The following is a 6,178-nucleotide window of genomic DNA, read 5'->3' as shown; positions in this document are numbered from 1 at the left end:
CGGCAAGCGCATCGCGATCGTCGGCGGCGGTCCCGCTTCGCTCACCGTGGCGCGCGATCTCGCACCGCTCGGTTATCACTGCACCGTATTCGACCAGGACCCGAAGGCCGGCGGCATGATGCGGACCCAGATCCCGAAATTCCGCCTGCCGGATTCGGTGGTCGACGAGGAAACCGACTACATCCTCAACCTCGGCATCGAGTTCAGGGGCGGCCAGCGCATCGACAGCCTGAAGAAGCTGCTCGCCGAAAACTACGACGCGATCTTTGTCGGCTCCGGCGCGCCGCGCGGCCGCGAGCTCGACATCCCCGGCCGCAAGGAAGCCGCCAGCAATGTTCACATCGGCATCGAATGGCTGGCGTCGGTATCGTTCGGCCATGTCGAGAAGATCGGCCGGCGCGTGATCGTGCTCGGCGGCGGCAACACCGCGATGGACTGCTGCCGCACCGCCCGCCGCCTCGGCGGCGCGGACGTGAAAGTGATTGTGCGTTCCGGCTTCGAGGAAATGAAGGCGAGCCCTTGGGAAAAGGACGACGCCCTTCACGAGGATATTCCGATCCTCAATTTCATGGTCCCGGTCGCCTTCATCCATGACAACGGCAAGCTCACCGGCGTCACCTTCCATAAGGTGAAGGCGGAATACGACGCCAGGGGTCGCCGCAATCTGGTGCCCTCGGGCGAGCCCGACCAGACCATTCCCTGCGACGACGTGCTGGTCGCGGTCGGCCAGGAAAATGCCTTTCCCTGGATCGAGCGCGACTGCGGCATCGAGTTCGACAAGTGGAATATGCCGAGGGTCGATCCCAAGACCTTTGCGTCGACCCATCCAAAAGTGTTTTTTGGCGGCGACGCCGCGTTCGGGCCGAAGAACATCATCTGGGCGGTGGCGCACGGCCATGACGCCGCGCTGTCGATCCACAAGATGCTCTCGGGCGAGGACATCACCGAGCGTCCGCTCCCCGAGGTGCAGATCTCGTCGCAGAAGATGGGCATCCACGAGTGGAGCTACGACAACGACATCTCCCCCGACAACCGCTTCAGGGTGCCGCATCGCGACAAGGTGATCGCGCTGAAGGATATCCGCACCGAGGTCGAACTCGGCTATGACCTCAAGCTCGCGCTCGGCGAGGCGCGGCGCTGCCTGAACTGCGACATCCAGACGGTGTTCACCGCGCCGCTGTGCATCGAATGCGACGCCTGCGTCGACATCTGCCCGATGGATTGCATCACCTTCACCGAGAATGGCGAGGAAGCGGATCTGCGCGCACGACTTAAAGCGCCCTCGCCGCATCCGGACCAGGACCTCTATGTCGCCGACGGCCTCAAGACCGGACGCGTCATGGTCAAGGACGAAGACGTCTGCCTGCATTGCGGGCTGTGCGCCGAGCGCTGCCCGACCGGCGCCTGGGACATGCAGAAATACCTCATCGATATGACACACGCGGGATCAACATGTCAGTCCAAAGCCCGATCGGCGGCGTAAACGACTTCGTCGTCCGCTTCGCCAATGTCAACGGCTCGGGTTCGGCGAGCGCCAACGAACTGTTCGCGCGCGCGATCCTGCGCCACGGCGTGCCGGTCGCGCCGCGCAACATCTTCCCTTCCAACATCCAGGGCCTGCCGACCTGGTACGAGGTGCGGGTGACCGAAGCCGGCCATCTCGGCGCCCGCGGCGGCGTCGACCTGATGGTGGCGATGAACCCGCAGACCTGGGACAAGGACCTCGCCTCGATCGAGCCCGGCGGCTACCTGTTCTACGATTCGACCAAGCCGATGCCGTCGTCGAAATTCCGCGCCGACATCACCGTGATCGGGGTGCCGCTGACCGCGATCACCAACTCGACCTATTCCGATCCGCGCCAGCGTCAGTTGTTCAAGAACATCATCTATCTCGGCGCGCTCTGCGCGCTGCTCGAGATGGACCCGAAGCTGATCGAGCAACTGATCGGCGAGCAGTACAAGGGCAAGGAAAAGCTGTTTTCATCGAACGTCCATGCGCTGCATCTCGGCCGCGACTGGGCGCTGCAAAACCTCAAATGCCCGATCGGACTGCGGATCCGGAAGGCCGACAAGGTCGGCGATCGCATCTTCGTGGAAGGCAACAGCGCGGCTGCGCTCGGCGCGGTCTATGGCGGCGCCACCGTTTGCGCCTGGTATCCGATCACGCCGTCCTCGTCGCTGGCGGATGCCTTCGCCAGCCACTGCAGGAAGCTGCGCCACGATCCCGAAACCGGCAAGGCCAGATACGCCATCGTGCAGGGCGAGGACGAGCTGGCCTCGATCGGCATCGTGATCGGCGCCTCCTGGAACGGCGCGCGCGCTTTCACCGCGACCTCGGGCCCCGGCATCTCGCTGATGACGGAGTTCATAGGCCTGTCCTACTTTGCCGAGATCCCGGGCGTGATCATGAACGTGCAGCGCGCCGGCCCCTCGACCGGCATGCCGACGCGCACCCAGCAATGCGACATCATCGCCTGCGCCTATGCCTCGCATGGCGATACCAAGCATATCCTGCTGTTCCCGGAAGACCCGGCCGAGGCGTTCGAGTTCGCGGCGCAGTCGTTCGATCTCGCCGAGCGGCTGCAGACCATGATCTTCGTGATGCTCGATCTCGACATCGGCATGAACCACCGGCTCTGCCGCCCGCTGAAATGGGACGACGCCAGGCAGTATGACCGCGGCAAGGTGATGACCGCGGAGATGCTGGACGTGCCGGGCCGCGACTTCGGCCGCTATCTCGACGTCGATGGCGACGGCATCCCCTACCGTACCTATCCCGGCACCCACCCGACCAAGGGCTCGTTCTTCACCCGCGGCACCTCGCGCGACCACTACGCGCGCTATTCCGAGGAAGGCGCGGTCTATGCCGACAACATGCAGCGGCTGCTGCGCAAGTTCGAGACCGCCCGGGACCTGGTGCCGCGGCCGTTGCAGGCCAACGCCGCCAGGCCGACCAAATGCGGCGTGATCTATTTCGGCTCGACGTCGCCGGCGATGGACGAGGCGATCGGAATCCTCGAATCGCGCGGGCATCTGCTCGACCGCATGCGGATTCGCGCCTTCCCGTTCCATTCCAGCGTGGCAAGCTTCATCGCCAATTATGACTTTGTCTACGTGGTCGAGCAGAACCGCGACGGCCAGCTCCGCCAGCTGATCGTCAACGAGAACGGCATCGATCCGGTGCGGCTGGTGCCGATCCTGCACTATGACGGCACGCCGATCACCGCGGGCTTCATCGCCAACGCCATCGCCGACCACCAGAACCGTCTCACCGTGACCCGACTGCGCAAGGCCGTATCATGACCTATATCGCCAAGCCGAAATTCCATCATCCCGGCCTTCCCAAGAACGATCTCGGCTATACCCACCGGGACTACGAGGGCAAGATTTCGACCCTGTGCGCCGGCTGCGGCCACGACTCCATCACCGCCGCGATCATCGAGGCCTGCTACGAATTGTCGATCGAGCCGCATCGGGTCGCCAAGATTTCCGGGATCGGCTGCTCCTCGAAAACGCCGGACTATTTCCTCGGCAATTCGCACGGCTTCAATTCGGTGCATGGCCGCATGCCATCGGTGTTGACCGGCGCCAATCTCGCCAACCGCGACCTGATCTATCTCGGCGTCTCCGGCGACGGCGACTCCGCCTCGATCGGCTTCGGCCAGTTCGCGCATTCGATCCGCCGCAGCGTCAACATGACCTACATCGTCGAGAACAACGGCGTGTACGGCCTGACCAAGGGCCAGTTCTCGGCCACCGCCGACCGCGGCTCGAAGTCGAAGAAGGGCGTGATGAACACCGACAACGCCATCGACCTGGTGGCGATCGCCCTGCAGTTCGGCGCGAGTTTCGTGGCGCGCAGTTTTTCGGGCGACAAGACCCAACTGGTGCCGTTGATCGCCGCCGCGATCCGGCACCAGGGCGCCGCCTTCATCGACGTCGTCAGCCCCTGCGTCGCCTTCAACAACCACGCCGGCTCGACCAAGAGTTTCGATTATGTCCGCGAGCACAATGACGCGGTCAACCGCCTCGACGTCATCACCGGCCGCGACCCGATCACGGTCGAATACGCGCCGGGCACGGTGCAGGTGGTCGAGCAGCACGACGGCACCCGGCTGGCACTGCGCAAGATCGACGCCGATTACGACGCCCATGACCGCCTGGCGGCGATGGCCTTCCTGCAGAAGCACGCCGCCAAGGGCCAGGTGGTCACCGGGCTGCTCTATGTCGATCCCGATGCGGAAGACCTGCACGCCCATCTCGGCACCGTGAAAACGCCGCTCAACGCGCTCGATGAGAAAGCGTTGTGTCCGGGCTCGGCCGCGCTCGACAAGATCAACGCCGGCCTGCGCTAGTCCGGCCACGCATAAATCCAGGTCCGAACGCTCGGCTGACTTCCGCCTCCGCCTCGCCGAGCTGCAATCGCAGGGGCATCTCTATCTCAGGCCCTGAGTCCCGCGCGCATAACCCTACCCGCTCTCCGCTGCCGTTGCAAAAAAGCCCTTCCACTCCCGGTCGAGCCGCGCCAGCGCGTCGGGAAGCGGCGACACCGAGAGGTGGCCGTCGGTCTCCTCGAGGAGATCGAGACCCCGCAACCGCGACAGCGCGTTGTCGATCTCGAAGTCGGCCGAGGTGCCAAACACCCGCAGCAGGATCTCCTCGACGCGCGCATCGAGCGCCTCGCGTGTGAGAGGTGCTGCCGCGCTCAGCAGGCCGTAATAGGCGAGCAGCGCTTCTTTCCAATCCTGGTCCTCCGCCTCGCCGATCAGGTAGGTGAAGATGCCGGAATTATTGTTGACGTTACGGTAGTAGATGTTGTCGGTGAGCTGTTTCTGGTGGATCAGCGACTGGCGGTGGAAATTGCCCCATTGCCGCAGCAGGAAGGCGCCAAGCGCGAACAGGCCGCTGAGCGCGGCCAGCGCCTGCTCGGTGTCGTTGTCGCGGATCGTGCCGGACAGGCCGAGATAGAAGCCGGCGACAAGAAACAGCACCGTCATGGTGGAGGCCAGCTTGATCAGGATCGGCACGCCGCCGAGAATTGCCGGCACGCCAAGCATAAGGTGGTCGCCCAGGCTCATTACCACGCGCACATTGGGAAACAGCGCCTTGAGATCGGCGCGCGCGATGTGGCGGAAATATTTGAGCAATACCGCGCCGCTGCGCACTTTTTGTCCGCCGCGCCGCCCGCTCGAGAGCGCCCTGCCGGTATCGGCCGGCGACATGCCATCCGGCCTGGTCGCGACCATCAGCACGACGTCGTCGTAGACCATGATTTCGAGCGGACGCCGGCGCAGGCCGAACCAGAAGGGAACCTCGATGGTCTCGGTATGGTGCCCGCGGCGGAACATGCGGACGTCGCGATAATCCTCCACCGGCGCCTTGATCTTCACCCGCACCCGGGCGCGCGCGGCAAACGCATGCGCGATCTCGTCATGCGCGATCTCAATGAAGTTGGCCTCGGTGAGCACACGGACGAATTCTTCGCTCAAGCCGCGATAGGCCGCTTCCAGATCCTTGGCGGAACCGAATTCGCGCGGATCGACCTCCGGATCGAAGTAGAAATACGCCTCCCGCAGCCGATCAAGCTCGCCAAGATATTCGTAGTGCAGAATGGCGGCGAGCATGCGGGAAAGTTGCCGGAACCTGGCGTGCCCGGCTTCGTCAAGACCGCCCTCGGCCACGAGACCTTCGATGATATCCGACTTCCGTAGCGGAATGACGCGGTCGCGCTGCTCCGGCGCGGCCGCTTCGCCCCCGGCTCCGGCCGATGCGACGTTCACGAACCACTCGCCAGCGCTATGACAACCATCGCCAGGGCTTTCCCGCGGACCCAAATCCGGAAACCAATAACGACGATCCGGGATCGAGAGAACATAACCTCATTGCGACCGTTACGTCACCGGCCGACCGGCGCGCCGACCTGATGCAGATCGGATCGCGGGATCGTAGTTCGGCGGGATAGCCGCATTGGGCGCCTTGCCGTCGTTGCAAAACGCCCCGGATAGCCGCCAAATAGCCCGATTCCCGGGATTTCTCCGTCCCCCCGCGCGATGATACAATTGTCGGATTGGACCGTGCAGCCGGAGGGGTGCCGATGGGTTTAAGCGTCGAGGGTGAAGTTGCACGCGACATCGGCGGTCGGCCGATCGAGGTGATTTCGACCGGAGCTGCGCTGGGC

At 64.2% G+C, this 6,178-nt stretch carries 4 protein-coding genes; 3 read left to right on the top strand and 1 reads right to left on the bottom strand.

All coding sequences use genetic code 11. The features are described from left to right. The 3 genes from WCE35_RS09250 to WCE35_RS09240 all read left to right on the top strand — a co-directional run. On the top strand, positions 1-1,483 hold a 1,483-nt coding region (locus WCE35_RS09250; RefSeq protein ID WP_424593042.1), incomplete at its 5' end, for an FAD-dependent oxidoreductase. Beyond that, on the top strand, positions 1,453-3,303 hold the full coding sequence (locus WCE35_RS09245) for a 2-oxoacid:acceptor oxidoreductase subunit alpha (RefSeq protein ID WP_424593041.1): 1,851 nt from the start codon (positions 1,453-1,455) through the stop codon (positions 3,301-3,303). The genes WCE35_RS09250 and WCE35_RS09245, both read left to right, overlap by 31 nt. After that, positions 3,300-4,355 (top strand): 2-oxoacid:ferredoxin oxidoreductase subunit beta, encoded by a 1,056-nt coding sequence (locus tag WCE35_RS09240; protein WP_424593040.1) that lies wholly within the window; start codon positions 3,300-3,302, stop codon positions 4,353-4,355. Before WCE35_RS09245 ends, WCE35_RS09240 begins: the two co-directional genes overlap by 4 nt. 114 nt (positions 4,356-4,469) lie before the next feature. On the opposite strand, the gene WCE35_RS09235 is transcribed toward WCE35_RS09240, so the two are convergent. Then, entirely contained in the window at positions 4,470-5,780 is a 1,311-nt protein-coding gene (locus WCE35_RS09235) for a TMEM143 family protein (protein WP_424593039.1), read from the bottom strand. Positions 5,781-6,178 lie beyond the last annotated feature (398 nt).

Source organism: Bradyrhizobium sp. (assembly GCF_049691595.1).
Classification (GTDB): Bacteria; Pseudomonadota; Alphaproteobacteria; order Rhizobiales; family Xanthobacteraceae; genus Bradyrhizobium.
This window is presented reverse-complemented; position numbering and strand designations above follow the sequence as displayed.